22 protein-coding genes and 1 pseudogene are annotated in these 25,501 nt (G+C 72.2%); 8 read left to right on the top strand and 15 right to left on the bottom strand.

Annotation, left to right across the window (positions count from 1 at the left end; genetic code table 11):
* Window positions 1-300 precede the first annotated feature (300 nt).
* Entirely contained in the window at window positions 301-1,116 is an 816-nt protein-coding gene (locus ACWGJY_RS20235) for a class I SAM-dependent methyltransferase (protein ID WP_453262187.1), read from the bottom strand.
* 154 nt (window positions 1,117-1,270) lie between these two features.
* On the bottom strand, window positions 1,271-2,752 hold the full coding sequence (locus tag ACWGJY_RS20230) for a phosphatase PAP2 family protein (RefSeq protein ID WP_453262186.1): 1,482 nt from the start codon (window positions 2,750-2,752) through the stop codon (window positions 1,271-1,273).
* A 130-nt stretch (window positions 2,753-2,882) separates the two neighbouring features.
* On the opposite strand from ACWGJY_RS20230, the gene ACWGJY_RS20225 reads away from it, so the two are divergent.
* The 3 genes from ACWGJY_RS20225 (at window position 2,883) to ACWGJY_RS20215 (ending at window position 6,453) form a co-directional block, all read left to right on the top strand.
* Window positions 2,883-3,335: a GNAT family N-acetyltransferase gene (locus ACWGJY_RS20225; protein WP_453262185.1), complete on the top strand. Its 453-nt coding sequence runs from the start codon at window positions 2,883-2,885 to the stop codon at window positions 3,333-3,335.
* Between the two features lie 123 nt (window positions 3,336-3,458).
* A complete protein-coding gene (locus ACWGJY_RS20220) occupies window positions 3,459-4,673 on the top strand; it encodes an aminotransferase class I/II-fold pyridoxal phosphate-dependent enzyme (RefSeq protein WP_453262184.1) in 1,215 nt (404 codons plus the stop codon).
* 331 nt (window positions 4,674-5,004) lie between these two features.
* Complete coding sequence (locus ACWGJY_RS20215; protein ID WP_453262183.1) at window positions 5,005-6,453, top strand: amino acid permease; 1,449 nt, start codon at window positions 5,005-5,007, stop codon at window positions 6,451-6,453.
* Here the strand turns inward: ACWGJY_RS20215 and ACWGJY_RS20210 are convergent.
* Entirely contained in the window at window positions 6,383-7,432 is a 1,050-nt protein-coding gene (locus ACWGJY_RS20210) for a fatty acid desaturase family protein (RefSeq protein WP_453262182.1), read from the bottom strand. The two genes, ACWGJY_RS20215 and ACWGJY_RS20210, sit on opposite strands and share 71 nt — an antisense overlap.
* A 70-nt stretch (window positions 7,433-7,502) precedes the next feature.
* Window positions 7,503-7,964 (bottom strand): SseB family protein, encoded by a 462-nt coding sequence (locus ACWGJY_RS20205; RefSeq protein ID WP_453262181.1) that lies wholly within the window; start codon window positions 7,962-7,964, stop codon window positions 7,503-7,505.
* 413 nt (window positions 7,965-8,377) lie between these two features.
* On the opposite strand from ACWGJY_RS20205, the gene ACWGJY_RS20200 reads away from it, so the two are divergent.
* A complete protein-coding gene (locus ACWGJY_RS20200; RefSeq protein ID WP_453262216.1) occupies window positions 8,378-8,803 on the top strand; it encodes an OsmC family peroxiredoxin in 426 nt (141 codons plus the stop codon).
* A gap of 465 nt (window positions 8,804-9,268) precedes the next feature.
* On the opposite strand, the gene ACWGJY_RS20195 is transcribed toward ACWGJY_RS20200, so the two are convergent.
* Window positions 9,269-10,084 (bottom strand): helix-turn-helix domain-containing protein, encoded by an 816-nt coding sequence (locus ACWGJY_RS20195; protein ID WP_453262180.1) that lies wholly within the window; start codon window positions 10,082-10,084, stop codon window positions 9,269-9,271.
* 204 nt (window positions 10,085-10,288) lie between these two features.
* On the opposite strand from ACWGJY_RS20195, the gene ACWGJY_RS20190 reads away from it, so the two are divergent.
* Window positions 10,289-10,600, top strand: a complete 312-nt coding sequence (locus tag ACWGJY_RS20190) for a 4a-hydroxytetrahydrobiopterin dehydratase (protein ID WP_453262179.1) — start codon at window positions 10,289-10,291, stop codon at window positions 10,598-10,600.
* 129 nt (window positions 10,601-10,729) lie between these two features.
* Here ACWGJY_RS20190 and ACWGJY_RS20185 read toward each other — a convergent pair whose 3' ends face one another.
* From ACWGJY_RS20185 to ACWGJY_RS20175, 3 genes are all read right to left on the bottom strand, one after another.
* Window positions 10,730-11,674 carry a YihY/virulence factor BrkB family protein gene (locus ACWGJY_RS20185; protein ID WP_453262215.1) on the bottom strand — a complete coding sequence of 315 codons (945 nt, stop codon included), beginning with the start codon at window positions 11,672-11,674 and terminating at the stop codon, window positions 10,730-10,732.
* A 98-nt stretch (window positions 11,675-11,772) separates the two neighbouring features.
* On the bottom strand, window positions 11,773-13,221 hold the full coding sequence (locus tag ACWGJY_RS20180; RefSeq protein ID WP_453262178.1) for a cryptochrome/photolyase family protein: 1,449 nt from the start codon (window positions 13,219-13,221) through the stop codon (window positions 11,773-11,775).
* Window positions 13,222-13,279: 58 nt separating this feature from the next.
* Window positions 13,280-14,434 carry a DUF1266 domain-containing protein gene (locus ACWGJY_RS20175; RefSeq protein ID WP_453262177.1) on the bottom strand — a complete coding sequence of 385 codons (1,155 nt, stop codon included), beginning with the start codon at window positions 14,432-14,434 and terminating at the stop codon, window positions 13,280-13,282.
* A gap of 118 nt (window positions 14,435-14,552) precedes the next feature.
* Between ACWGJY_RS20175 and ACWGJY_RS20170 the strand changes: the two genes are divergently transcribed.
* A complete protein-coding gene (locus ACWGJY_RS20170) occupies window positions 14,553-15,461 on the top strand; it encodes a class I SAM-dependent methyltransferase (RefSeq protein WP_453262176.1) in 909 nt (302 codons plus the stop codon).
* An 81-nt stretch (window positions 15,462-15,542) separates the two neighbouring features.
* Here the strand turns inward: ACWGJY_RS20170 and ACWGJY_RS20165 are convergent, their stop codons facing one another.
* The 4 genes from ACWGJY_RS20165 to ACWGJY_RS20150 form a co-directional block, all read right to left on the bottom strand.
* Window positions 15,543-16,334 carry a VOC family protein gene (locus ACWGJY_RS20165; protein WP_453262175.1) on the bottom strand — a complete coding sequence of 264 codons (792 nt, stop codon included), beginning with the start codon at window positions 16,332-16,334 and terminating at the stop codon, window positions 15,543-15,545.
* Between the two features lie 229 nt (window positions 16,335-16,563).
* Entirely contained in the window at window positions 16,564-17,397 is an 834-nt protein-coding gene (locus ACWGJY_RS20160) for an aldo/keto reductase (protein WP_453262174.1), read from the bottom strand.
* 303 nt (window positions 17,398-17,700) lie between these two features.
* The gene (locus ACWGJY_RS20155) at window positions 17,701-19,527 is read right to left on the bottom strand and encodes an AMP-dependent synthetase/ligase (protein WP_453262173.1); all 1,827 of its coding nucleotides are present in this window, start codon (window positions 19,525-19,527) and stop codon (window positions 17,701-17,703) included.
* Between the two features lie 289 nt (window positions 19,528-19,816).
* A complete protein-coding gene (locus ACWGJY_RS20150) occupies window positions 19,817-20,680 on the bottom strand; it encodes a LysR family transcriptional regulator (RefSeq protein ID WP_453262172.1) in 864 nt (287 codons plus the stop codon).
* A 345-nt stretch (window positions 20,681-21,025) separates the two neighbouring features.
* On the opposite strand from ACWGJY_RS20150, the gene ACWGJY_RS20145 reads away from it, so the two are divergent.
* Complete coding sequence (locus tag ACWGJY_RS20145) at window positions 21,026-22,090, top strand: bile acid:sodium symporter family protein (protein WP_453262171.1); 1,065 nt, start codon at window positions 21,026-21,028, stop codon at window positions 22,088-22,090.
* 202 nt (window positions 22,091-22,292) lie between these two features.
* Here the strand turns inward: ACWGJY_RS20145 and ACWGJY_RS20140 are convergent.
* Window positions 22,293-22,520: pseudogene (locus ACWGJY_RS20140) on the bottom strand (LamG domain-containing protein); the annotation flags it as partial.
* Window positions 22,521-22,727: 207 nt separating this feature from the next.
* Window positions 22,728-23,669, bottom strand: coding sequence for a quinone oxidoreductase family protein (locus tag ACWGJY_RS20135; RefSeq protein WP_453262170.1), 942 nt, complete (start codon window positions 23,667-23,669; stop codon window positions 22,728-22,730).
* 186 nt (window positions 23,670-23,855) lie between these two features.
* Here ACWGJY_RS20135 and ACWGJY_RS20130 point away from each other — a divergent pair, with 186 nt between their 5' ends.
* Window positions 23,856-24,299: a MarR family winged helix-turn-helix transcriptional regulator gene (locus ACWGJY_RS20130; protein ID WP_453262169.1), complete on the top strand. Its 444-nt coding sequence runs from the start codon at window positions 23,856-23,858 to the stop codon at window positions 24,297-24,299.
* Window positions 24,300-24,453: 154 nt separating this feature from the next.
* Here ACWGJY_RS20130 and fdhD read toward each other — a convergent pair whose 3' ends face one another.
* The gene (gene fdhD, locus ACWGJY_RS20125; RefSeq protein WP_453262168.1) at window positions 24,454-25,314 is read right to left on the bottom strand and encodes a formate dehydrogenase accessory sulfurtransferase FdhD; all 861 of its coding nucleotides are present in this window, start codon (window positions 25,312-25,314) and stop codon (window positions 24,454-24,456) included.
* Window positions 25,315-25,501: the final 187 nt, after the last annotated feature.

Here is a 25,501-nt window from a genome sequence, read left to right as displayed (position 1 = left end):
CCCACGGGTCCCCCCCCCCCCCCCCCGGCCCGGCCCTCCCCCCCCCATCCCCTTTGGGGTTGGGGGGGGGGGGGGTTGGGGGGGGGGGGGCCGGCCGGGGCGGGGGGGGGGGGGGGCCCCCCCCCCCCCCGCCAGGAGGGTCAGCGCGGCTATCGCGGTGAGGCGTTGTTGTCGGGTCACGCCCCATCCATATCGGGATTAATAGGATTTATCTGCCGGAAGGGGGGTGTGACTGGGCCGTCAGGGGGAGAGAAGGGCGGCCGTCCGCCTCCGGGGGCCGGCGGGACGGCGCCCCGGCCGTCACACGCGGCACAGGATCTCGCCGTGCAGGATGCCGAACCAGCCGTCCTCCTCGGCGCCCCACGCCCGCCAGGCCTCGGCGATCCGGTCCAGCTCCGCCGTCGTGGCGTGCCCGCCCTCCACCGCGATCCGGGCGTAGGAGGAGCTGACCGTACGGTCCGCCCACAGTCCGCTCCACCAGGCGCGCTCCTGCGGGGTGCGATAGCACCAGGTGCCGGCGGTGGCGGTGATCGCCTCCGGGGCGAAACCGGCCTGCCGCGCCCAGGCGTGCAGCCGGCGCCCGGCGTCCGGCTCGCCCCCGTTGGCGCGTGCCACCCGCAGATACAGCCGCAGCCAGTCGGCCATCCCGTCGACCTCCGGATACCAGGTCATGGCCGAGTAGTCCGAATCCCGGACGGCGACGATCCCGCCGGGCCTGGTGACCCGGCGCATCTCGCGCAGTGCCTGGACGGGATCGCCCACGTGCTGCAGCACCTGATGGGCGTGCACCACGCAGAAGGTGTCATCGGGGTAGTCCAGCGCGTGGACGTCTCCGACCGCGAAGCGGACGTTCTCCAGGCCCCGCCCGGCGGCGGTGGCACGCGCCTGCCGCAGGACGTCCGGGGCGTGCTCCAGGCCGGTGACCTGCCCGTCGGGCACCAGCGCGGCCAGGTCGGCGGTGATGGTGCCGGGGCCGCAGCCGACATCCAGGATCTGCATGTGCGGCCGCAGTGAACCCAGCAGATAGCCGGCCGAGTTGGCAGCGGTGCGCCAGGTGTGAGAGCGCAGTACGGACTCGTGGTGGCCGTGGGTGTAGACGGCGGATTCCTGCGGCACGGTCGGCTCCTTCGCAAGCTTCGGAGCGGTGGCCGGGGCGTGCGACGGCGTCCCGGCCACCACTCGGGCGGCCGCACCAGCCGTGGTGCGGCCGCCCTTCGGCGTGGTGACCACACCGTACGCCGCTATCTCGCATCATGAGAGAGGGGTCTCATCATTTGGGCAGCAGGCGGTAGACCGTCAGCGCCTCGTTCTGCTTGTCCAGCGTCAACTCGGCCGGGGCCGGGACCACTTCACCGTCGAACGCCAGTGTCGTCCCCTCCGGGAGCCCCCCGATCCGCAGCCGGGACAAACGCGCCTCACCGAGCACCGGAGAGCTGCGCGGGGTACCCATCAGGGCCGCGGCGAGCAGCCGGGTACGGGCCAGCCGGCCGCCGTGCACCACCCGCACATCGAGCACCCCGTCCGCGAGGTCGTGCCGGCGCACCGGCGCGAACCCGAGCCCCCGGTACTGGCAGTTGCCGACGAACAGCAGCCACACGGCGCGCCGCTCGCCATTGACCGTGAGGGTCAGCGGCTCGGCGGTGCGCAGCACCTGCCAGGCCGCGAGCACCCCGGCGGGCCAGGCGCCGATCTTCCCCGCCCACCGCTCGCGGATCCGCACCAGCTCCGGGTACGCGCCGATCGAGAAGGTGTTGAGGAAGTGCCGTGCCTCCGGATGCGGCCCGGCCCGGAAGCGCGCCATATCCACCGAGACGGCCTCACCGGTCTCCACGGCGCGCGCCGCCGCTCCGTAGGTCTCGATCCCCAGGTCGTACGCGAAGTGGTTCAGGGTGCCGCCGGGCAGCACCGCGAGCGGCAGCCCGTGCCGCAGCGCGACCTGTGCCGCGGCATTGACGGTGCCGTCCCCGCCGAGCACCCCCAGCGCACCGCCCAGTGTTCTGGCCCGCTCGGCGGCATCTTCGAGGGCCTTGTCCAGCGGCTCCCCGTCCGGCCCGCCGCACACCGTCACCTCGGCCTGCGGCAGCACCCCGTGCACCTCCCCGGCCCGGTCCGGGAGCGGGCCCGTGCGCTGCCCCGAGCCCTGGTTCGCCACCACGACCAGACCCTGGCCGCCCGGCAGCGCCGGCGCCTCGGCGCGCGGTCTGGCGGGCGGCGCCAGCTGGGCGCGGGTCGGCGCGAAACCCCGGACCGCGTACGCCGCACCCGCCCCCAGCACGGCACCCGCCAGCACATCACCCGGATAGTGCACCCCCGTATAGACGCGCGAGAACGCCACCGACGCGGCGACCGGCGCCAGCGCCAGACCCCACCACTTGTTCTCGAAGGCCACACCGGTCGCGAAGGCCACCGCCGAGGCCGCATGCCCGGACGGGAAGGACGAGGTGACGGGCTGACGCCGTAGCTGCCGTATGACCGGCACCGCGTCCAGCAGGGGCCGCTCGCGTCGCACCGAGCGCTTGCCGAGCGTATTCACCGTCGCCGAGGCCACGGCCAGCGAAGCCACCCCGCGCAGCGCGGCCCGGCGCACCGGCCGGCCGCCCAGCGCGGCCGCGCCGGCCGCGAGGCCGAACCACAGCAGCCCGTGGTTGGCGCTACGGGTCAGCCGGGGCAGCACCCGTTGCGCGCCCGGCCATTCGCGCGAGGCGATCAGATGGAAGGTCCGCCGGTCGAGATGGGTCAGTAGCGATCGCATGCGCCACCTTGTACCCCACCGGGGCCGTAACAGGCAGGAACGAGCCGGGACGGGCCTCCGCGCCGAAGGGACGGCCCGCCGGACGGATACCGGGCTGCCGGACCCCGGCCGTCCGTGCTTCGCTGTCCGGATGATCAGGAAACGGCGCGACACCGACCTCAACGCCTGCGTGGCACTGCTGGCGGAGGTACACACGCACAGCGGCTATCCGCACCACTGGCCGGACGATCCGGCGCGCTGGCTGACCCCCGACGGACTGACCGCCGCCTGGGTCGCCGAGGCCCACGGCACGGTCGTCGGCCATGCGGCACTGTGCGGACCGGAGGTCAGCCGGCTGTGTGTCGCCCCCGCCGCACGCGGCGCCGGCCTCGGCGGACAGCTGCTGCACACGGCCGAGGCGGAGGCGGCGGTCCGCGGACTGCGTCCCGTACTGGAGGTGAAGGCCACCGACACCGCGGCCCTCGCCCTCTACGAGCGGCTCGGCTGGACCCGCCGCGCCACCGAGCGGCAGGAGTGGGGCGCCGGCGAGGTGGTGACGGTGCATCGCTACGAGGCCCCCGTAGCCCCGGCCCGGCGCCCGTGATACCGGCCCCACCCTCCGCTGACGTGTCGCCCCGCCGCCACCCCCGCCGTCTGCCAAGGTGGACGGGGCCGACCGTGAGGTGCGGGGCCCACGATCGACCCGCCGTCTGGAGTGGAGGTACGGATGCAGCGGACCGCCCCGGATCCGCAGCGGGAGCCGGACCCGGATCCGCCGGTGGGCCTGCCGGTCCTCCCGGAACTGGCCGCGCACCTCGCCGCGGCCGCCGACCGCACCGAGGCCGAGCCCCCCGGCGGCGGCGCACCGCTGCGCACCGCCGCCTGCGGCTACTGGGAACGCCGTGGCCTGGTCACCACCCCCGACCGGGTCCTCGCCGCCCCCGGGGCGCCGGCCCTGCTCCTCGCGCTGTACGCCGCCGCCGACGGGGCGGTGGTGCTCCCGCGGCCCTGCTCCGCGTGGTACGCACCCCCTGCCCGGCTGCTCGGGCGGCCGGTGCATCTCGCGCCCGTACCGGCGGAATCGGGAGGGGTGCCCGACCCGTTCGCCCTGCTGGAGACCGTCCGCCGGGCCCGGATGCACGGCGAGCGCCCGCGCGCTTTGGTGCTGTCCGTCGCCGACGATCCGACCGGCACCTGCCCCGCGCCGGAACAGCTCCACGAGGTCTGCGAGGCAGCGGCGGAAGCAGGGCTGTGGATCATCAGCGACGAGACGCGCCGCGATCTGCTGCACGATCCGCATGACACCGTGGTGCTCAGCCCCGCCGAGATGCTGCCCGGCGAGGTCGTGGTGCTCACCGATCTGCGGGCCACGCTGGTGCCGGCCGCCTGGCCGGCCGCGCTGGCCCGCTTCCCCGGCACCGGCCGCGGAGCCGCCCTGAGGGCCGCCGCGCTCGACATGCTCACCGCGGTCCCCGCACCGCTCCCCGGGCCGGTCGGCTGCGCCGTCACCCATGCGCTCGGCGAGCCCGCGGAGGTCCGCGCCAGGACGGCCGCCGCCGCCCACCTGTACGGCACGCTCGCCGCGGCGCTCCACCACACCGTCACCGAGACCGGCGCCGTCTGCCGCCCGCCGCACTCCGGCAGTCATCTCTACGCCGACCTCGAACCGCTGCGCCGGCCGCTGGCGGCCCGCGGGATCATGGACTCCCGCGCGCTGGAGCGGAAGCTGGCGCCCTGGGGGGCACGCGGCGGACACCGCTTCGGCGACGCGCCGGGCGCCCTGCGGGTACGCCTCGGTGCCGAAGCGCTGCTCGGCGCCGGCCGCGAGCTGTGGCAACGCGCCCTGGCCGCGCCGGACCCGCTGGAACTCCCGCACCTCACCGAGGCGTTGACCGCCCTGTCGCGTGCGCTGGCCGGACTCACGACGTCCGCGGACGGCTGACGGTCCGCCGCCCGCGCCCGCCGCCTCCCCCGAAGCCGCCGCGCCCCGGGTACGGCGGAACACCGCCCCCGACGACGAGCCGCTGACCGGCGCCGGGACAGTGCCGCCCGGGGCAGTGCCGTCGGCCGGGGAGTCCGACGGCCCGCAGCCGCCGTCGGGCAGGATGCGGACGAACTCCGGCGCGAGGAGTCCCCGGCCGGAGGTTTTCCCTCCCCCCACCCCGCTCCACAGGACAAAACCCGCTGATTTTGGCGGACGCCGCCGATCGCCGACCATGTGCAGTGCTCGGTAACCCCGGGTGCACAGCGCACGACGAGAGGCCCACCACGCCATGAACGACCGGCACACCCGCCGCTTCGGACTGGGAACCGCCACCTGCCTGGTGATGGGCAACATCATCGGTGGCGGCATCTTTCTGCTGCCGGCCTCGGTGGCCCCGTTCGGCACCGTCAGCCTGGTCGCCTTCGGCGTACTGACCATCGGCGCGGTCGCCCTCGCCCTGGTCTTCGGACGGCTCGCCGAGCGCCACCCGGACACCGGCGGCCCCTACGTCTACGCGCGCGAGGCGTTCGGCGACTTCGCCGGTTTCCTCTCCGCCTGGTCGTACTGGACCATGACCTGGGTCAGCAACGCGGCGCTCGCGGTCGCCATCGTCGGCTACGTCCATGTCCTGCTCCCCGGCCACCCCTCCGCCGGCACCGACCTCGCGATCGCCCTCGGTGCGCTCTGGCTGCCGGCCCTCGCCAACTTCGCCGGCACCCGCTACATCGGCCTGGTCCAGACGGTCTCCACCGTCCTCAAGTTCATCCCGCTCCTCTTCATCGCCGTCGTCGGCCTGTTCTTCTTCGACCCGGCCAACCTCGGCTCGTTCCACGAAGGCGGCGGCAGCGCGCTCGGCGGGATGTCCGCGGCCGCCGCGATCCTCCTCTACTCCTACGTCGGTGTGGAGTCCGCCGCGATGAGCGCGGGCGAGGTCCGCGACCCGGAGCGGAACGTCGGCCGGGCCACCGTCCTCGGCACCATCGGCTCGGCCGTGGTCTACCTTCTGGGCACCGTCGCCGTCTTCGGCACCGTCGCCCACGACAAGCTGGTGAAGTCCCAGGCGCCGTTCTCCGACGCGGTGAACGCGATGTTCGGCGGGCACTGGGGCGGCACGGTCGTCGCTCTCGCCGCCGTCGTCTCGATCATCGGCGCCCTCAACGGCTGGACCCTGATGAGCGCCCAGTCCCCGTACGCCGCCGCCAAGGACGGGCTGTTCCCCGCGCCCTTCCTGACCAAGCGGCGCGGCGTACCGACCTTCGGCGTCCTGGCCGCCAGTGTGCTGGCCAGCGCCCTGACGGTGATCAACTACCTCACCGGTGCCGGCGGCGTCTTCCAGATCCTGGTACTGATCACCACCTTCTCGGCGACCGTTCCCTACCTCCTCGCCGCCGGCGCCCAGGTCTACTTCCTGCTCTCCGGCCGCCGCGACAAGGTCCGCCCCGCCCGCTTCGCCCGCGATCTGACCCTCGCCCTGACCGCCTTCGGCTTCACCTTCTGGCTCGTCGCGGGCGCCGGCTACGCCGCGATCTACCAGGGCGTGCTGTTCCTGTTCGCCGGCATCCTCGTCTACGCCTTCATGGCGGCCCGGCGTACGGCGCGGCAGGCGGAGCCGGCGGCTGCCACGGACCTGCCTACGCCTGCGGACCTGCCTACGCCCGCGGGCCTGCCTACGCCTGCGGACCACGAAGCGGTTCTCCCACCCGCCGCAAGTGCCGCAGCGCCTCCGCGTACGACCTGATCAGCCCCGTCTCGTGATACGGGACACCGATCTCGGCGCAGTACCCCCGCACGATCACCTGCGCACGGCGCAGATGCGGCGTCGGCATGCTGGGGAAAAGGTGGTGCTCGATCTGGTAGTTCAGCCCGCCGAGCAGGAAGTCGGTCACCGCGCCACCCCGGACATTGCGCGAGGTCAGCACCTGACGGCGCAGGAAGTCCGGCCGCGCGTCGCCGGTCAGCGTTGGCATCCCCTTGTGGTTGGGCGCAAAGGTGCACCCCAAGTAGACGCCGAAGACGGCCTGGTGGACGAGGAGGAAGGCCAGCGCCTTACCGGGTGACAGCACCAGGAACAGCGCGGCGAGATACAGGCCGATATGCGTCAGCAGCAGCGCCGCCTCGCTGCCCCAGTGCTTCATGGTGGGCGACCGCAGCGCCCGGATGCCCGACACCCGCAGATTGAACCCCTCCAGCGTCAGCAACGGGAAGAACAACTGCGCCTGATAACGGCCGATGAAGCGGGGCAGCCCCGTGGCGGCCCGTGCCTGGTCCTGCGACCACACCAGGATGTCCGGCGCGACATCCGGGTCCAGTTCCTCGTGGTTGGGGTTGGCGTGATGCCGGGTGTGCTTGTCCATCCACCAGCCGTACGACATCCCCACCCCCAGGTTGCCGAACAGCCGCCCACCGACCCCACTGGGCCGACGCCGGCGGAACACCTGCAGATGCGCCACATCGTGGGTGACCAGCGCCACCTGCCCGAAGACAAAGGCCAGGAACACGGCCACGGCCAGCTGCCACCAACTGTCGCCCAGGGCAAAGAACATCACCCAGCCCCCGGCGAACGCCGCACTCACGGCCGACAGCCGCACCACGTAGTACCCGGGCCGCCGTTTCATCAGCCCGGCCGCCGCGATGCGTCGCGACAACCGCGCAAAGTCACTGCCGGAGGCCGCCGCCGGACCGGCGGGCGGGCAAGAAGTCTCAAGACTCGTCGTCATACCGCGAGTCTTCTGGCCCGGCGCACGCCCCGACAGCCGGTCCACCCCCGGACCGGGCGGGGGGTTACCGCTACCTGGGCGGGGGGTTACCGCTACCTGAGCCGGGTGCCGGGCCCCCGTGCCGGCTGAAGGCGGGCAGCGCCCGCACGAGGTCGGGAGGCAGCGCGAGGCCTGCCTCGCTGGACGGGTTGACCGCCAGCCACAGGTCGTCCGCCGGCCAGTTCGCGGCCAGGTCGACGACGGGGATGCGGAACACGGTCGCCAGGTCGCCCCCGGCCGCCAGCAGCGCATCCTCGGTCGTGAAGACGGGGACGTACCGGTTGCCGTCCTGTTCGATCACCGGCAGGGAGATGGCACCCTCGGGACGCTCCTCCTCGCCCTCGGCCGGCGGAGCCTGCGGCAGCAGAGCCATGCCGGCCGCGAGCTCGATCAGGGCGGCCTGGGTATCCGCCGCCTCCGCTGCGGACCGGCTCGGCTCGCCGGCAGCCTCCTCGGTCGGGGGCGAGTTTTCGTCGGGGGTCGAGGTGCTCATGGCTGTCCTCTCGTCGGCGTTGCTCCTGGCCACCCGCTCGACACGGGCCGGCGCGGGTTGCCGCAGTCGCCGCCGGATGCCGCCCAGCGGCATGGTGCCGGGGCAAGCGTGGCAATACCTCCAAGGCTAGGCCGCCCCGCGTTCTCCGCAACGTTCCCGATCAGCGGACCGGCAATGACCACGATCGGCCTGGTCCGGCGACACCTCTCGCGTACGGACGGACCGCCGAGTCGTCCGGTACGGCGCGTCGGAAACCCGGGCAGACCGCCCCAGGGCGGACGATCGGTGAGCCGACGTCATCGGTACGCAGGGCGTCATCCGCACACAGGGCGTCATCGGTGCGCAGGACGTCATCGGCGGACAAGAACGTCATCCCGGCACAGGACGTCATCCGTACACAGGAAGGATTCACCGTGGCCACTACACGCAACGCTCACACCGAATGGGAAGGCGAACTGATCAAGGGCCTGGGGGAGGTCACGCTCGACTCCTCGGGAGTCGGCCACTTCCCCGTGACCTGGGCTTCCCGCGCCGAGGACCCCAACGGAAAGACCAGCCCCGAGGAGCTGATCGCCGCCGCCCACTCCAGCTGCTTCTCCATGGCCCTGGCACACACCCTCACCGGGGCAGGCAACCCGCCCACACTCCTCACGACAAAGGCCGCGGTCACCTTCCAGCCCGGCACCGGCATCACCGGAATCCATCTCACGGTGGAGGGCAAGGTGCCCGGCATCGACGAGGCCGCCTTCCGGTCCGCAGCCGAGGACGCCAAGGTCAACTGCCCCGTGAGCCAAGCCCTCGCAGGCACCACCATCTCCCTCACCGCTGCCTTGTCCTGACCCCACCAGGGGCACGACACCACGCCCACACCGTCCACACCACGCCCCCTCTCCATTTCGGCACGAGGGGGCATCGGTCCACCCAGGGGACTTCGGTGCGTGGCACACGGGGCCGCGTACGGTCCCGGCCAACTAGGCCCGGTATGCGAGGAGTTCGCCCGGCTGCCGGCAAGGCTCGGCCCTCGGGGCCTCGTCGGCCCGTCAACAACTGTGATGCTGCCGGCGCCGGGATGGCGATACGGCCATGACGGCCGATCAGGCGGAGCTGCCGGGCGGCGACAAGGGTACTGCGGCGGGTGAGTGCGCCGTCGAGCTCGGGGCGCAGCTGAGCGGATACTCCATCCATTACCTCGCGCGTAATCGACCCCCACCCCACTCCCCGGCAAGGTGAAGCCCTCGGTTCACGGGCCGGCGCACTCCGGCCCGTGAACCGGTACCGGCACACGGCCCGGCGGCGGCCGCCCGCTACCGCCCCACCTCCCGCAGATACGCGACCGTCTCCGGGTCGGCCGGCAGGAAGGTCTCCACCGCCAGCTCGGAGACGGTCACGTCCATCGGGGTGTTGAACGTGGCGATGGTCGAGATGAAGGAGAGCACGGTGTTGCGGTGTTCGATCATCATGGGCAGGGCAAAGGGAGCGTGTTCGCCGAAGGCTGCCGTCTCGCGGCCGCCCGGGGGCAGGGGGTAGGCGCTCACCTCGTCGTAGAGCGCCCGCAGTGGCGAGGAGCGCATCAGGGCCAACTGGCGTTCCATCTGGGCGAGAAGGTGGCCGCGCCATTCGAGGTAGTTGCGGATGCGGGGGGCGAGTCCGTTGGGGTGCATGGTGAGGCGCATGGCGTTCAGCGGGGGCCGCAGGAGGGCGGGGTCGATGCCTTCCAGGAGCATGGTGATGCCGCGGTTCGCCGCCTGTACGTGATAGGTCCCGTCGACCACCAGGGCGGGGAAGGGCTCGTAGCCGGTCAGGAGGCGTTCCATGCCGGAGCGCAGGGCGGCCATCGACGGGTCGTCGAGCGGTGTCTCCGGGAAGGTCGGGGCGTAGCCCGCCGCGATCAGCAGGGCGTTGCGCTCCCGTACGGGGACGTCCAGGTGCTCGGCGAGGCGGAGCACCATCTCCTGGCTGGGGCGGGAGCGGCCGGTCTCGATGAAGCTGATGTGCCGGGCGGAGGAGTCGGCGCGCAGGGCCAGTTCCAGCTGGCTGATCCGGCGCCGGTCGCGCCATTCGCGCAGCAGGGAGCCCACGCCCGTGGTCGTCTCCGGCGAGGACGCCGCAGCAGTTGTCATGGGAGGGACGGTAGTCGAGGGCCGGTGCCGGTGGGGCGTACGGGAGGGGCGTGTGCCGTGAGTGCGCGAAAGTGCCGTCGGCGTGCCACGCTGGAATTGTTGCGGCCGTCGCGGCAGTGGGCGACCGGCCGGATGGCCCTGCACATCCATGCGTATCGGGAACCGGCTCTTCGGCAGCCGGCACACGGGGATGAGGCGAACGCCATGAATGCTCAGCTGGAACCGCTCAGCTTCAAGGAGATCGAGGACCGCCTCGCGGAGCTGCCCGGCTGGTCCGTCGAGGGCGGGCTGCTGTGCCGTGGCTACGCCTTCCACGGGCACTTCCCGGCCGCCGCCATGGTCATCCATATTGCGCAGATCCAGGAGGAGTTGGGCCATCACGCCGATCTGACGCTGGGGTACAACCGGCTTGCGGTCTCGGTCAACACCCACAGCATCGGCGGCCGGATCACCCATCTCGACTTCGGCCTCGCCCACCGGATCGAGGAGATCGCGCCGGGGCACGGAGCCCGCTGATCCAGGGAACCTGCGGCTGTCGGAGCGTGGCTGCCCCCTGCCCCGCAGGGTTCCTCGCTGCCGGGGCGTGCAGGCCTGCTCCGTGCCGACGTCGGCTGCCGGGACCCGAAGGCCCGCCCCGGGCCGGTCTCAGTTCCCCGAGCGCGGCCGTACCACCCGCCCCGCGCGTGCCAGCTCCACATTGAACTGGGCGCCGGACAGCAGCGACAGATGGGAGAACCACAGCCAGATCAGGAACACCACCGGTCCCGCGAGCGACCCGTAGAGCCGGTTGAAAGTGCCGACGTACGAGGCGTAGAGGGCGAAGCCGGCGGACGAGACCAGCCAGAGGAGCACGGCGACCACTCCGCCGGGCGCCGCTCTTCGCACGCCGCGGGAACTGGGCGGCCCGGAGCGGAACAGCACCATCGCCAGCACCGTGGCCAGGAGCAGCAGCAGCGGCCACTTCAGCAGATTCCAGGTCGCCTCGCCCGCCTCGCCGAGCCCGACGGCCCGGCCCAGCGCGGTCGCGATCGGCCCGCTCACCAGCAGCGCCACCGCACTGCTGATCAGCAGCGCCATCAGCAGCAGCGCCGTCATGAGGATGCGCGGTGCCTTGCGCCACGGGGGCCGGTCGTCCTTGGTGCGGTTCATGGCGTGCAGCGCGCGGCGGAACACCGCCAGATAGCTGCAGGACGACCACAGCGCGCTGACCAGGGCACCGCCCAGCACCACCCACGCGGCGGTGCGCTGATGCGCCATGCTGACCAGCGCGCGGTGGACAGTCGGGCCCGACTGGGCCGGAGCGATCGAACTGATCTGGTCGATGAACTGCTCGGTGGCCGCCGGATCGGCGAGACCGATCAGCGACACCGTGACGATCAGCGACGGCAGCAGCGCCAGCACCGAGTAGTACGTCAGGCTCGCGGCCCAGTCCGTCACATCGTCGTGCCACACCGACAGTGGTGTACGGCGCAGTGCGGTACGGCACTGGGCCCACGTCGGCAGCGTGGCCGGCTGCCCCGGCCCCGCCGCCCCGAGTGCACGGTCCAGCAGCGTCCGGTCCAGCCCGCGGCGCATACCGCTCCCGGCCATGTCGTATCCGTCCTCTCCGTCGCATCCGTCGTATCCGTCCTGCATCATCTCCCGGCACGGATGCCGCCCACGACACGGCAGCCGTCCGCGGACCCCGGCTACGTCTGCCCGCGGACCCCGGCTACTCCCGTCCGCGGACCCCGGCCACGCCTGCCCGGGGACCCCGGCTGATCCAGCCCGCGCGCCCGCTTGAACCGCACCAGCCCGTCCGCCAGGTCCACCTCGGGATCCGGATAGTCGTACGCCGCACGCTCCGGCCCGGTCAGCTGCCACGGCCGGTGCACCGCCGCGCCCGTGAGGCCGGCCAGCTCCGGGACCCAGCGCCGTACGTAGTCGCCCTGCGGGTCGAACCGCCTGGCCTGGACGAGCGGATTCAGCACCCGGTTGGGGCGGGTGTCGGTGCCGGTCCCGGCCATCCACTGCCAGTTGAGCTGGTTGTTCGCCATATCGCCGTCCACCAGCAGATCCAGGAAGTGCCGCGCGCCCACCCGCCAGTCCACATACAGCGTCTTGGTCAGAAAGCTCGCCACCAGCATCCGGGCCCGGTTGTGCAGCCACCCCTCGTGCAGCAACTGCCGCATCCCCGCATCGACCACCGGATAGCCGGTGCGGCCCTCCTTCCACGCCATCACCTCGGCGTCGTCGTACCGCCAGCGGTCGTCCTTCGTGCGGTAGTCGGCGCTCGCCGCGCCGGGACGGGCCGCCAGCACCTGGTGATGAAAGTCCCGCCAGGCCAGCTGCCGTACGAATGCCGCGGCGCCGCTGTCCGGCCGGCCGGACGCGGTGTGCACCAGCTCCACCGGCGAGAGGCACCCGAAGTGCAGATACGGCGAGAGCCGTGAGGTGGCGTCGCCCGGCAGATCGTCCTGCCGGTCCTGGTAGTCGGCCATACCGGAGCGCTGCCACGCCCCGAACCGGCGGCGCCCGGCCCGCTCGCCGCCCGCCGGCAGCGCGGGCGACGGCTTCCCGCCCGGACACAGGACTTCCGCCGACGGCAGGTCCTCGGACCGCACCCCGGCCGGGACCCGTACGGACCGCGGCGCGGGCAGTACCGACCGCAGCCCCGCGGCCTGCCAGCGCCGGAAGTACGGGGTGAAGACCGCGAAATGGTCCTTGTCCGGCCCGGAGGGCAGTACCGCGGCGGGCGGCAGCGCCGTGATCACCGCGTCGTGTACCACCAGCGCACGCCCCGCCGCCGCCAGTTCGGCGCCCAGCCGCCGTTCCCTGCGCAGCGCATAGCCGCTGACCCCGGCCGCGAGATGTACCTCCCCGGCCCCGGTCTCCGCCGCCACCCGGCAGGTCTCGGCGACCACATCCCCCGTACGGATGACCAGCCGACCGCCACGACCGCGCAGCCCCGCATCGAGATCCGCCAGCGCACCGGCCAGGAACGCCGCCCGGTTGGGCACCATGAACCGGGCGCCGGCGACCCCCGTATCGACGACGAACAGCGGTACCACCTGCGCCGCGGAGTGCAGCGCGGCATGCAGCACCGGCTGATCGTGCAGCCGGAGGTCGGAGCTGAACAGGCAGATCGCTACGTCCATGCCCTACGTCTACACCGAACCCGCGCCCCGCGAGCCGCCCGTGCAGGGCGGGCAGCCGTCATACGAAGCGCAGACCGCGCCACGGCGAGGACGGGTCCTGGGTGAGGACGCGGTGGAGATGCGTGGCCTTCGCGTACTGCGGCCCGAACCAGCCGTTGTCGAACGCCAGCATCCGGCCCAGCGCATAGCCCGCGGCGAACTCCTCCCATGAGCCGTACACCTCCCGGGCCTTCGCGCCTGCCTGTGCCACGGCCTGCTCGGCCTGCTGGGGTGCGCACAGCCGGGCGCCCAGGCCCCAGCGGACGAGACTGACGGCATGCGCGTGGTCCAGCGCGACGAGGGACACGACCTGGCCGTCCGCCGGCAGCAGCCCGTCGGCACGGAACCGCTCCTCGTACCGGGTCACGAGCTCGGGGACGGCCGGCCCGTCCGCGGCGTCCGGAGAGACCGCGGCCTCCTCGGGACGCTTTGTGTCCGCCGGGTCCGACGTGTCCGCCGTTCCCGTGGTGTCCACGGTGGCGGCTGTGTCCCCGGTGCCCGCTGTGCCCTCGGCGGCCCCGGCGTTGCGGGCACGGGCCCGCGCGCGCAGTGCCTGCTCCGTCTCCGCCGGTACGAACTGCCCGCCGAGCAGCTGGTCCAGACGCTGCTGCCAGCTTGCGGGGTCGGTCACCGACCACTGTTCGCGCAGCGTCTGCGCGTCCTCGGCATGGTCGAGGAAGGCCGTACCCAGCTCGTTCCACGGCACGCTGTGGTGCACCGCGATCGGCGCACCGCACGCCAGCCCCTGGGCTACGGGTCCGTGCAGCGGGCCGCCGAAGTGGGTGACGAGCAACCCGCCGGGCCGCACCCCGACCTGGGCGCGCCACTGCATCCAGGCGGCGCGGTGCGCGGGGGACGCGGCCAGGTATGCGGCGCACGGCGTCCCGGGATTGACCGCGAGCCGCCAGGTGTCCTGCGGCCAGTCCTGCGCCAGCTCCTCCAGGGAGACCCGGTCGAAGAACTGGTGTGACTGCCACGGCGGCAGCATGCCGCGGGTCAGGACGGGAATGCATTTACCACCCGTCGCCGGGTCGTCGTAGACGGGCAGCGGGTCCTGGCCCTGCTGCGGTACCGCCAAATACAGATCCTCGCCGGCGATCGCCGCGATCTGACCGTCCTGGTCACCACGCGCCGTCGCTTCGCACAGCCGCCGCTCGGTATCCGTCGGCGGCATCCATCCCGGAGTAACCACGTGCCCGACCTTATGGTGACGCCTTCTTCCGCCGGAATCCGGGTTGCCGGGACGGCAAGGACGATTGCACCGGCACGACCCGTCACGGAGGCTCGATGTCATGAGCAACGACGAACGGCCCGGACCCGGGCACGGCCCCTACGACGGGGCCCACATCGACTGGGAGGTGCTCGGCCCGCTCCTCGAACGGGGCGCCGAGCTGTACACACCGCTCCACGAACAGGCCGCGGCCTGGCTGCGTGAGCTGCTCACCGGCTACGCCGCTGCCGGTGACGCGGGTGTGCACCGGGTCCTCGACATCGGCAGCGGACCGGGCGTCGTCAGCTGTCTGCTGGCCCGCGCCTTCCCCGCCGCCGAAGTGGTCGCGGTGGACGCGGCCGAGGCGCTCCTGGAGCGGGCCAGGGACCGGGCCGGCCGCCTCGGCCTCGGCGACCGGATCCATACCCATCCCGCCGAACTCCCCGACGGGCTCGACGCCCTCGGCGGCGCCGATCTCATCTGGTCGAGCAAGACCCTGCATCACATCGGTGACCAGCGTGCCGCGGTCGCCGCCCTCGCCGGTCATCTGCGCCCCGGCGGACTGCTCGCCGTCTCCGAGGGCGGCCTCGCCCCCCGCTACCTGCCGCGGGACATCGGTATCGGCCGCCCGGGGCTGCAGTCCCGGCTCGACGCGGCCGGTGAGGAGTGGTTCACGGAGATGCGGACGGCGCTGCCTGACGCCGCCGACGCCATCGAGGACTGGCCAGCCTTTCTCGCCGACGCCGGTCTGCGCACCCCGTGCACCCGCAGTTTCCTGCTGGACCTGCCGGCCCCGTTGCCGGCCGAGGCGCGGGAGTACATCCAGGACACCCTGACCCACGGCCTCGGCATCTACGGAGACCGCCTCGACGAGGACGACCTCACCACCCTCGCCCGTCTCACCGACCCCGATGACGCCGCCGGAATCACGCGTCGCCCCGATGTCTTTCTGCTGTCGGTGCAGACCGTCCATACGGCCCGCGCGCAGTAGCGCAGTAGCCCACGGCCCGCCGCCGTCGGACGGCGGGCCGCGGTCGCTACCTGGCGCTGCGTCAGACCGCGACGTCCCGGGTCAGCCCTGATCCATCGGCTTCGGGTTGATCACGGCGAAGGTCGCACCCTGCGGGTCGGTCACCACCGCCATCCGGCCGGCGACCATGTCGAAGGGCCGCTGAAGCGCCGCGCCACCGGCCGTGGTGATCTTGTCGACGGTGGCGTCGGTGTCCGCCACCGCGAAGTACACCAGCCAGTGCGAGGGAGTGTCGGCCGGCATCTGTTCGGACATCGGCTGCATACCGCCCACCGGCCGGTCGTTCACCGTGAGGGCGTAGTAGTTCTCGGCGCCTTCCATGGGGGCGCTCTCGATACCGAACGCCGCCTTGTAGAACGCCGCGCCGGCGGACGGGCCGGTGGTGTTGAGCTCGTTCCAGATCAGTGCGCCGGGCTCGTTCACGATGCCGGCGCCGGGGAAGTCCACGGGCTGCCAGATACCGAACACCGCTCCGGTGGGGTCGGCCGCGATACCCATCCGGCCGAGCGTCATCACGTCCATGGCGGGCATCAGGAGCGTGCCCCCGGCCTTGCTCACCCCCTCGGAGGTGGCCTCCGCGTCGGCGGCCGTCAGATAGGTGGTCCATACGGTCGGCGGCGCGGGCTGACCGCCCATCGGGACCGCGGCCATGATGCCGGCCACCGGCTTGCCGTTCAGCGTGCAGACGGCGTAGCCGCCGTTCTCCGGGGGCCCGATCTCCCCGGTCCACCCGAAGACGTCGGAGTAGAAGTCGATGGCGGCTTGCTGGTCAGGGGCCGCGAGATCGATCCAGCAGGGCGTCCCGGGCTGGTAGGGAGAGGTGACTTCAGGCATCGTGGCCTCCTCGATGGGGGCACCTCCCATGCCCTGGGCATGGGGAAGGAGCAGGGCGGAGCGCAGGGGCTGCGGCTCTTGCCGGCATGCTGCCGGAGCCACCCCGCGCTCACCCTCCAGACTTCCTGCCGTCCGCCGGGCCCGCCACTCGGGTACGTCACGGCGCCACTCGGGTACGTCACGGCGCCGCCCGGACGAGCCGGGCGGCGCCGATACCGGGCGTGGGCCGTCAGGCCACGTCGAAGGTGGCCGGGTCCGAGCCGAGACGGTTGCCGGTTTCCAGGCCGGCGAGCGCGGCGAGGTCGTCGTCGTCCAGATCGAAGTCGAAGACGTCGATGTTCTCGGCGATGCGCGAGGGGGTGACGGACTTCGGGATGACGACATTGCCGAGCTGGAGGTGCCAGCGCAGGACCACCTGGGCGGGGGTCTTGCCGTGCTTGGCGGCGAGCGTGGCGATCGTCGGGTCCTGAAGGAGGCCCTTGCCCTGGCCGAGCGGCGACCAGGCCTCGGTCACGATGGTGTGCCCGGCGTGGAAGGCGCGTGACTCGGCCTGCTGGAACTGAGGGTGCAGCTCGATCTGGTTGACGGCCGGGACGACGGACGTCTCGCCGAGCAGCCGCTCCAGGTGTCCGGGGAGGAAGTTCGAGACGCCGATGGCCTTCGCGCGGCCCTCCGCGTAGATCTTCTCGAAGGCCTTGTACGTCTCGGCGTACAGACCCTTCGACGGGAGCGGCCAGTGGATCAGGTAGAGATCCACGTACTCCAGGCCGAGCTTGGTGAGGGAGGTGTCGAAGGCGCGCAGCGTGGACTCGTAGCCCTGGTCGGCATTCCAGAGCTTGGTCGTGACGAACAGCTCGTCACGGGGGATTCCGGATGCGGCGAGCGCCTTGCCCGTGCCCTCTTCGTTGCCGTAGATCGCCGCGGTGTCGATGCTGCGGTACCCGGCGTCCAGGGCGTGGCCGACGGCAGTGAACGCCTGGTCGTCCGGTATCTGCCAGACGCCGAAGCCGAGCTGCGGCATCGTGACGCCGTTGTTGAGCTTGATGGACAAAACCTTGCTCACGGGGGGATCGGTCCTTACGTCGGCTTTCTCGTTCATGGATGTCAACGGTCATCCGGAATCGCTCATTCCCTTTGATGCCGAGGTGATGCCGACGTGATGCGGAAAAAGCGGAGCGTTCCTGTGTGCCCGCCGGGGGCGGGGCCGGCCGGGCCCGCTCTTCCGCGGTCGCGGGGCGGGTCGCGACGGTGAGTTCGCCGAGGGTGAACGCACCGGCGCAGAGCACCACGAGAGGACCGGACGGGGAGCGCCGGGCGCCGGTGACGCCGGGCGCGGGGGCGGCCGCACCGAGGCCGCCCCCGCCCCTCACGCCTGGTACAGCGCGTCCACCTCGACCTCGTACGCCGTCTCGATCGCCTTGCGCTTGAGCTTCAGCGACGGCGTCAGCAGCCCGTGCTCCTCGCTGAACTGGTTGGCCAGTATCCGGAACGTACGGATCGACTCGGCCTGCGAGACCAGCGTGTTGGCGGCGACCACGGCACGGCGGATCTCGGTCTCCAGATCCGGGTCGCGCACCAGGTCGGTCGGCGGCATCTCCGGCTTCTCCCGCATGGCCAGCCAGTGGGCGACCGCCTCCGGGTCCAGGGTCACCAGCGCGGCGATGAACGGCCGGTCGTTGCCGACGACGATGCACTGGGCGACCAGCGGATGCGCCCGCACCCGCTCCTCCAGACCCACCGGCGAGACCGTCTTGCCACCGGAGGTGACCAGGACTTCCTTCTTGCGGCCGGTGATCGTCAGATAGCCGTCCTCGTCCAGCGCGCCCAGGTCGCCGGTGGAGAACCAACCGTCGTGCAGCACGGCGTCCGTCGCCTTGGGGTCGTTGTGGTAGCCGTGGAAGACCTGCCCGCCGTACAGCCAGATCTCGCCGTCCTCCGCGATGTGCACGGTGGTGCCCGGGACGGGGGTGCCGACGGTGCCGAAGCGGGTCCGCTCGGGCGGGTTGGCGGTGGCCGCCGCGGTGCTCTCCGTCAGTCCGTAGCCCTCGAAGATCCGTACACCGGCGCCGGCGAAGAACAGTCCGAGCCGGCGCTCCATCGCCGAGCCGCCCGACATCGCATGCCGCACCCGGCCGCCCATCGCCGCCCGGACCTTGCTGTAGACCAGCTTGTCGAAGAGCTGATGCTGCATCCGCAGCGAGGCGCCGGGGCCGGCCCCCGTGCCGAAGGCCTTGTTCTCCTGCGCCTCGGCATAGCGGACCGCGATCTCGACGGCCTTGTCGAACGGCCCGACCTTGCCGTCGGCCTCCGCCCGGCGCCGGGCCGCGGCGAAGACCTTCTCGAAGATGTACGGCACCGCGAGGATGAAGGTCGGCTGGAAGGTCTGCAGGTCGGGCAGGAGCGCACGGGCCGCGAGCTCGGGCTGGTGGGCCAGCTTGACCCGGCCGCGGAGCGCGGCGACCTGGACCATCCGCCCGAAGACATGCGCCAGCGGCAGGAACAGCAGTGTGGCGGCCTCGTCGCCGGGCTTGGAGTGGAAGACCCGCTCGTAGCGCAGCAGGATGTTGTCGGACTCGGCCATGAAGTTGGCGTGCGTGATCAGGCAGCCCTTGGGGCGGCCGGTGGTGCCGGAGGTGTAGACGATCGTCGCGGTGGCGTCCGGAGTGACGGCCATCCGGTGGCGGTGCACGACATCGTCGTCGAGATGCGCACCCGCCGCGGTCAGTTCGGCCACCGGATCGGCGTCCAGCTGCCACAGCTTGCGCAGCTGCGGCAGCCGGTCGATGACCGAGCCGACGGTCATCGCATGGTCCTCGTGCTCGACCAGGCATGCCGAGACGCCCGCGTTGTGCAGCATCCAGAAGACCTGATCCGCCGACGACGTCGGATACAGCGGCACGGACTGGACGCCGATCGACCACAGCGCGAAATCGAACAGGGTCCACTCATAACGCGTCCGGGACATGATGCCGACGCGGTCGCCGAACCGGACGCCCTGTGCGAGCAGGCCCTTGGCCAGCGCGATGACCTCGTCCCGGAATTGTCCGGCGGTGACGTTCTGCCAGTTGCCCGCGTCGTCCTTACGGGCGATGGCGACGCGTTCGGGATCCGCTTCGGCGTGCTCGTAGATGACATCTGCCAGCCCGCCGACCCGGGGCGCGGTCGCCAAAGGCGGGACGGTGAACTCGCGCAATGACCCAGCTCCTCGTGGTGTTGCTCACAAGGCCGCGACCGTACCCCAACGTGATGGCATCCGGCAGAGCCGTACCACGTCGCGGATCCGGCTGCACGGGATTCAGCCAACTGTCGAAATCGGGTTACTTCGGAGAAGCCTGGACACGACCCGGCAGGTTCAACGCCGGACGGTCACGACGCCGGGACCATATCTGCACCAAATCTCTGCACCTGACGGCGGGCCGGCCGGGCGGCCCGCCGCGAAGCCCGTGGTCAGGGCTTGTTGGCGGGTCAGGGCGGGATACGCACTAGGGAAGCTGCAGGCGGTCGCCGCCCGCCAGGATCGCTTCCGCGAGGGCCTCCGCGGGGCCCCGCGCCGCGCGGTTGGGCGGTCCGTACAGAAGAACGAAGTCCACTCCGCCGAGTTCCGGAAGCCCGGTACGTGGCTGAATCTGTACCAGTCCTGATGGAATCATGCCTCTCGTATGTGCCATTACGCCCAGGCCTGCCCGAGTTGCGGCGATCAGCCCGTTCAGGCTTCCGCTGGTGCAGGCGATCCGCCATTCCCGGCCCGCGCGCTCCAGTGCCTCCAGAGCGCGGGCACGGGTCAGGGCGGGCGGCGGGTAGACGACCAACGGCACCGGGCGCCGCGGATCGAGGCGCAGCCGCTCGGCGCCCACCCACACCAGCCGGTCGCGCCACACCAGCCGTCCGCGGGACTCATCCGGGCGCCGTTTGGCAAGGACGAGATCGAGCCGCCCGGCCGCCAGCAGCTCGTGCAGGGTTCCCGACAGCTCGACAGTCAGCTCCAGATCGACTTCGGGGTGATCCCGCCGGAACCCTTCGAGGACCTCCGGCATCCGGGTCAGCACGAAGTCCTCGGAGGCACCGAAGCGGAGCCTGCCGCGCAGCCGGGTCCCGGCGAAGAAGCTCGCGGCCCGCTCGTTCGCCTCCAGGATCGTGCGGGCGAAGCCGAGCATCGCCTCGCCGTCCTCGGTCAGCTCCACGCCATGGGTGTCCCGGGCGAACAGCCGGCGCCCGGCGGCCTCCTCCAGCTTGCGTACGTGCTGGCTCACGGTCGACTGCCGCAGCCCGAGCCGGTGCGCGGCCTGGGTGAAACTCAGCGTCTGCGCCACGGCGAGAAAGGTGCGCAACTGTGCGGGATCGAACACGGGCCCTCCATGGCTGCGGTCCACCGCTGTCTCTGCCGTCCGTCCTGGCGTCCTCTGGCGTCTCCTGGCGTCCCCTGGCGACCGCCCCTGGCGACCGCCCCTGGCGTCCACCCCTGGCATCCACCCCTGGAGTCGCCTCCGGCGTCCGCCTCCGCCGTGCGCCGCCGGCATCCGCCGCTGCGGCTCCGCACGACGCGTGACTCTCATCGTGCCCGGTGGGTCATCGCGAAACGTCATCACAGTGACCACGGTAAGAGGGGTTCCTGATCGCCGCAGGTCCCGGCACCCTGGAGTGGCCGTGGCCATGCCACTGCCCGCGAGCCGCCGAACGACCGAAGAGAGACCATGCGCCGCCCTTTGCCGAAGCTCCCCTCCTGGCTGCCCGTGGACGGATACCTCCTGGCGCTGGTGGGCACGGTCGCCCTGGCGGCGCTGCTGCCCGCCCGCGGACCGGCCGCCACCGTCGCCGAGGGCTCCTCCACCGGAGCCGTCGCGCTGCTCTTCTTCCTCTACGGGGCCCGGCTCTCCACCCGCGAGGCGATGGCCGGACTGCGCCACTGGCGGCTCCATCTCACCGTCCTGGCCTGCACCTTCATCCTCTTCCCGGTGCTCGGCCTGGCCGCGCGCGCCCTGGTCCCCTACGTCCTGACGCCCGCGCTCCACACCGGGCTGCTGTTCCTGTGCCTGGTGCCGTCGACGGTCCAGTCCTCGATCGCTTTCACCTCCATCGCCCGCGGCAATGTCGCCGCGGCGATCTGCGCCGGCTCGTTCTCCAGCCTCGTCGGCATCGTCGTCACGCCGCTGCTGGCGGGGCTCGTCCTGCACGGGGACGGCGGTGGCTTCTCGGCCGGCTCACTGCTGTCGATCGTCTGCCAACTGCTGCTCCCGTTCGTGGCCGGGCAGCTGCTGCGACGCTGGATCAGCGGCGTCCTCCTCCGCCACAAGAAGGTCCTCGGCCATGTGGACCGCGGCTCGATCCTGCTCGTCGTCTACACCGCCTTCAGCGCCGGCATGGTCCAGGGCATCTGGCACCAGGTCTCGACCCTGCGGCTGCTGTGCCTGCTGGGAGTGGAGGCGGTGCTGCTCGCGGTGATGCTGACGGCCACCTCGTACGGCGCGAAGCGGCTCGGCTTCCGCCGTGAGGACCGGATCGCGATCACGTTCGCGGGTTCCAAGAAGAGCCTGGCGTCCGGTCTGCCGATGGCCAGCGTGCTCTTCGGCGCGCAGGCGGGGTTGGCGGTGCTGCCGCTGATGGTGTTCCACCAGATGCAGTTGATGGTGTGCGCGGTCCTGGCGAAGCGGTTCGCGGCGCACACGGCAGCGGAGCCGGCGGCGACGGGAGCCGGTGCGGACAGCGCGGCCGCCGCGGCGTCCGCGGCCGGTGCGGCGGTGAGCGGGGCCCGGAGCTGAGGTCTGCCCGGCGCGGTGTCCGGGCAGGCCGTCGCTTCGCCGGCCGGGTCAGCGCTGCGGGCCCCCGCGTACCCGGTCCAGTGGCAGTCCCAGGGCCAACGCGCCGTTCACCGGGGCGTTCTCCCCGCGCACACCGAACCAGTTCGGCGTCGGTCAGGGCCCGCCGGTAGACGCGTACCTCGTCCAGCACGCCGGTGAACTGGACGCGGCTGTCGGGCTTCTGGCCCAGGTGCACGCCGAAGACCGAACCGCTGCTGAGCGACCCCGGGACATCGGGGGCGACGGTGGTCTCCCCGCCGTCCACGGTGAGCAGCAGCCGGCCGCCGGTACGGCGCAGCGCCAGATGGCGCCAGCTGCCGTCGTTGTAGGCGTCATGGGTCACGGCCTGGGTGGTGGCGGCCGGTGTGGTCCGGCCTGCCCTTCGAGGCATCGGCGTCGGGTCATCAGGACGTCCCACGTCCTATGTGTGCATCGCGACGGAAGCTACCGCCGCGTGCGGACCGCGACAAGGAGCGTGCGCCCGTTCTCCGTGCCGCGGCCGTGATGCACTCTCCCGGCCCTCAGGCACTGCGCCGGGTGCGCCCGCTGCGGTGCGAGGGCCGGGTGCGCCTGGTGTGCCGCCCGCGACCGCTGTGCCCTACGGCCGTAGTACCACCTTTCCCAGGTTGGCCCGGCCTTCGATGATCGCGTGCGCCTTCGCGGCCTCGTCCAGCGGCAGTTCGGCATGGACCGCGGCCCGCAGCCGGCCGGAACCGGCCAGCTCCCACAGTCGCGCCCGGTGTTGCTCGTACAGCTCCCGGTGCACGGTGGAGAAGCGGGGCATCGTCAGCCCGGTGATCGTCTTGGCCCCCGCCAGCAGCTCATGTGCCGGGACCGTCCCGCCACCGGAGTTGAAGAAGACCAGCCGGCCACCGGGAGCCAGCGCGGCCAGTGCGCGCGGCAGCAGCTCGCCGCCGACGCCGTCCAGGACGATATCGGCCGGCTCTCCCCAGGACTCCTGGCCATAGACCACCACCTCATCGGCGCCCAGCCCGTACAGGAAATCCGCCTTGGCGGCCGAGCTGACGGCGGCAACCACCCGCGGCACCCCCTGGAGCTTGGCCAGTTGGACGGCGAGATGCCCGGTGCCACTGGCCGCGCCGGTGATCAGTACGGACTCGGCGCCCCGCGGTGCGGCGGTGCTCAGTGCGGCGAGCGCGACCTGCCCGCCGCGCACCAGCGCCACCGCCTCCACGACGCTCGCGCCGTCCGGTATCCGGCTTGCCAGAAAGGCGGGTGCGAGGGCGAGTTCGGTGTAGGAGCCGGTGAGGGTGAGCGAGGTGATGCGGTCGCCGGGGGCGAAGCCGGTGACGTCCGGGCCGACCGCGACGACCGAACCGGCGATCTCGCCGCCGGGTGTGGCGGGCAGCGGATCGCCGCCGCCGTTGCCGTCGCCGCGCACCCGTCGTACGCACGGCAGCGTGACCCCGATCGCCTCCGTGCGCACCAGCAGTTCACCGGGACCGGGCACCGGTGCCTCGGCCTCCTCGGCACACAGGACCTCGGGGCCGCCGTAGGTATGGAATCGGACGCGACGCATGGGCCGGCACCTCCGGGATCGTCGAACGGCACACGGCGGCCGGATGGCAGCCGGACAGGCCGCACGGTCGTCGGGCGGCATGCACCGGCCGGACTTCATTGGTGGGTCCAACGATAATGCAAACCATTGGACACGCCAATGGTTTTTCGTTGGGCTCGCCAATGGCACGCTCGGTACGGTGGCCCCATGGCCGACACCCCGTACGCCCCCAGCCGTATCCGCGCGCTCCCCAGCTGGCTGCTGGGCCGCGCCGCCGCCCGTGGCCACCGCCTCGTCGCCGACGCCCTGGCCGCCGAAGGCATGCGGATGATGCACCACGCCGTCCTGTCGGCGGTCGGGGAACTCGGCCCGGTCTCCCAGGCGGAGCTCGGCCGGACACTGAGCATCGACCCCAAGGACATGGTTGCGATCGTCAATGATCTGCAGAAGGAAGGACTGGTGACCCGCAGCCCCGACCCCCGGGACCGCCGCAAGAACGCCATCGAGATCTCCGCCGACGGCCGGCGGCGGCTGCGGTGCACCGAGCGGCTCGGGGACGAGGCCAACGCGGAGCTGACCGCGGACCTGACCCCGGCCGAACGCGAACAGCTGGTCGCGTTGCTGACCCGGATCGCGCTCCCGGGGGAGTGAGCCACGGGCCCGGTCGGCGCGGGGAGCCGCCCGACGATGGGTCCGCTCACCCGTGGGTCCGCTCACCCGTCAGCCCGCAGGCCCATGGATTCGCCCACCCATGGGCCCGCCCGTTCCCGGGGCCGCCCGCCCGCGGGTGCGGCGGTGCGTGGCCTCAGTCCGTGTCCGTGGCGGTTTCTGCGGGCAGGGCGATGCGCTGCTCGCCCGCGTAGACGTTCATCGAGGAGCCGCGCAGAAACCCGACCAGGGTCAGTCCGGTCTCGGCGGCCAGGTCGACGGCGAGTGAGGAGGGTGCCGAGACCGCGGCCAGCACGGGAATGCCCGCCATCACGGCCTTCTGTGCCAGCTCGAACGACGCCCGGCCGGAGACCATCAGCACACCCGACGACAAAGGCAGTTGGCCCTGCTGGAGCGCCCGCCCCACGATCTTGTCGACGGCGTTGTGCCGCCCCACGTCCTCCCGGATGTCGAGCAGCTCGCCGTCCGTCGTGAACAGCGCCGCGGCATGCAGCCCCCCGGTCCGCTCGAATACGCGCTGGGCGGCCCGCAGCCGGTCGGGCAGGGCCGCGAGCGTCGCCGGGGCGATGCGGACCGGGGCGGCGGGGGAGGGGTCCAGGGGCCAGCGGGTCGTGGTGCGCACCGCGTCCAGGCTGGCCTTGCCGCACAGCCCGCACGACGACGTCGTATAGACGTTGCGCTCCAGGGTGATGTCCGGGACCGGGACCCCCTCCGCGAGCCGGACGTCCACCACGTTGTACGTGTTCTGGCCGTCCGCCGTCGCGCCCGCGCAGTAGACGATGTTCGCCAGCTCGTCGGCGCTCGCCAGCACGCCTTCGCTGACGAGGAAGCCGGCGGCGAGCGCGAAGTCGTCACCCGGTGTGCGCATCGTGATGGCCAGCGGCTTGCCGCCGAGCCGTATCTCCAGCGGCTCCTCGGCCACAAGGGTGTCCGGGCGGGTGCTCACGGCACCGTCGCGGATGCGGATGACGCGGCGTCGCTCGGTGACCCGTCCCATGTCTGATCAGTCCCGTCCGCACCGGGCGGCTCGCTCCCGGTGCTGTCTGTGCGGAGGGCCGGGGCGGCCCGTGGTGCAAGCGTGGCGTCGTGGTCACCGGGTGGCCGCGCGGCGGGGTGACCTCGACGTGCTCATTCTCCTGTACGGGGATTGCCGGATCACCAGCGGCGTCGGCCGCTCCGTCGGC

Source organism: Streptomyces sp. NPDC054765 (assembly GCF_053612065.1).
Note: the sequence above shows the minus strand (reverse complement) of the source record. Positions and strands in the feature narration are given on the sequence as shown.